Genomic DNA, 2,023 nt, shown 5'->3' with positions numbered 1-2,023 from the left:
CCCGGCCCCTGGCCAGGTGGTCGCCGTGGGGGACGCCGTCGAAATCGTCGTCTCGACCGGGAAGGTTGCCGTGCCGCAGCTGATCGGGCTTCCCCTGAAGGACGCGGAGGCGGCCCTAACGGCCCAGGGCTTGAAGCTCAATGCCACCGAGGTGGAGAATTCCCAGGTGGCTCCGGGTAAGGTGACGGGTCAGGCCGATGCCGCGGATTCGCTCGTGGAGCAGGGCAAGACCATCACCGTGACTGTGGCGAAGGCGCCGGCACCGGCGCCGGATCCCACACCGACGCCCACGCCGACTCCCACCAAGACCGCGTCCAAGGAGGATGCAGGCCTGGGCGGATTGTTCCCCTGATCCGGGCTGTTCCCTACCTTGGCTGTCCCTGACGGGTMAGTGTTTGATGAGCGGGCTCAGGTCCGCTGCCCGTTGGGCCGCGCCAGCCATGCCTAGCGACTCGAGCCAGTTGCCGAGCATCTGGTAGCCGCCCTCGGTCAGGACGGATTCCGGGTGGAACTGGACACCGCACAGCGGGGCGGTGCGGTGCTGCAAACCCATCACAACACCCGTGGCCGTTTCCGCGGTGATCTCCAGGACCTCCGGGATGCTCTCGCGGACAGCGGCCAGTGAATGGTAGCGGGTGGCCGTGAGGGGCGACCGGAGCCCGGCAAACACACTGGTTCCGTGGTGTTCGACCAGGGACGTCTTGCCGTGCATCAGTTCGGGGGCGTGCGTCACGGTTCCTCCGTAAGCTTCAGCCAGCGCCTGATGGCCCAGGCACACGCCCAGCATGGGCTTTGAGTGGCGGCCGCACCATTTGATCAACTCAATACAGACGCCGGCCTCGGCCGGATTCCCCGGACCGGGGGAGATGAGCACGCCGTCGCGTGCCTCGGCCATTTCGATCGCCTCGGCGAGCGTGACGTCGTCGTTGCGGACCACGGTGGTCTCCGCGCCGAGCTCCTGGAGGTAGCCCACCAGGGTGTAGACAAAGCTGTCGTAGTTGTCTACGACCAAGATCTTGGTTGTGCTCATGGGTGCCTTGCTGAACCAATCGTTGAATCTGTTAACTGGGTGAATTGCGCCAGCCAGGGAAAAAGGAACTGAACCATCAATACCAGTGCTCCGGCCGCCAGCACCAGCGCCGTCACAATCCTGAGCCACAAGGGCCCTGGAAGGTGGCGGAATAGCCAGCTGTACATGCCTCAGCCTTCCCCGGCCGCACGGGCCGCCTGGGGAGCGATTTCGGCCGGCGGACCCGCCGTCGCAGGTTGCCACCACTCCAGCAGTGCGTAGGCGACAAAGCGTTCCTGCGAGCCAAACCTCGGATTGCAGCTCGTCATGGTCAGGTAGCGCTCCGTGGCTACTGCGCCCGGCTGCGTCGGCACCGGCAGCAGTACATCCATCCGCGAGGGCAGGACTATCTGGCTGTTCCGGAACACGTAGACATAGTAGCCCTCGCGGGTCTGGACGTAGATTCGGTCCCCGGGCACCAGGGCATCAATGTTGTCCAGGACCGCGCCGTGAGTCTGCCGGTGGCCGGCCACCGCGAAGTTTCCCGCCGCGCCCGGCATCGCGGTGCCCTGGTAGTGCCCGATGCCAAGGGTGTCCAGCAGCGCCGGAGTGGTTCCCTGAACGATGGGGCGCGTGTATCCGGTACCGAATCGGGGAACATACATGATGCCGATCGTCGTGCCCTCTTCTGGTTCAGGGGCAACGACGGGTTCAGCGGCGGCGGCCGCCGGCCCGACGTCCTGTGCGGCTCCGCCGGTTTCCGGCACGCCGGACGCCGCGGGAGCGGATACTGCCGTCCCACGGGCGAATTCCTTGACGACGTCGCGCTGCCGGGCGTCGGAGGCCACATTCGTCCACCACAACTGCCACGCCACGAAGAGGAGGAGAATGACGCCGACCGTCATGAGCAGTTCACCTGCGATCCGGACGCCGTCCCTGAACAGTCTCCGCCGGCGGCCGGTCCGGCCGGATCCCTGCTCCAACTGCAGCACTGCGGGTTCTCCTCATGGGCGA

2 protein-coding genes and 1 pseudogene are annotated in these 2,023 nt (G+C 66.2%); 1 reads left to right on the top strand and 2 read right to left on the bottom strand.

From position 1 onward, the window contains the following. On the top strand, positions 1 to 352 hold a 352-nt coding region (locus AC1DBQ_RS23105), incomplete at its 5' end, for a PASTA domain-containing protein (protein WP_476930718.1). 39 nt (positions 353 to 391) lie between these two features. Here AC1DBQ_RS23105 and AC1DBQ_RS23100 read toward each other — a convergent pair. Beyond that, positions 392 to 1,030, bottom strand: a pseudogene (locus AC1DBQ_RS23100) (anthranilate synthase component II); the annotation flags it as partial. 170 nt (positions 1,031 to 1,200) lie between these two features. Beyond that, complete coding sequence (locus AC1DBQ_RS23095) at positions 1,201 to 2,001, bottom strand: class E sortase (protein WP_476930717.1); 801 nt, start codon at positions 1,999 to 2,001, stop codon at positions 1,201 to 1,203. Between the last annotated feature and the right edge of the window lie 22 nt (positions 2,002 to 2,023).

It is taken from the genome of Arthrobacter sp. 10T413_2, from assembly GCF_056394205.1.
Note: the sequence above shows the minus strand (reverse complement) of the source record. Positions and strands in the feature narration are given on the sequence as shown.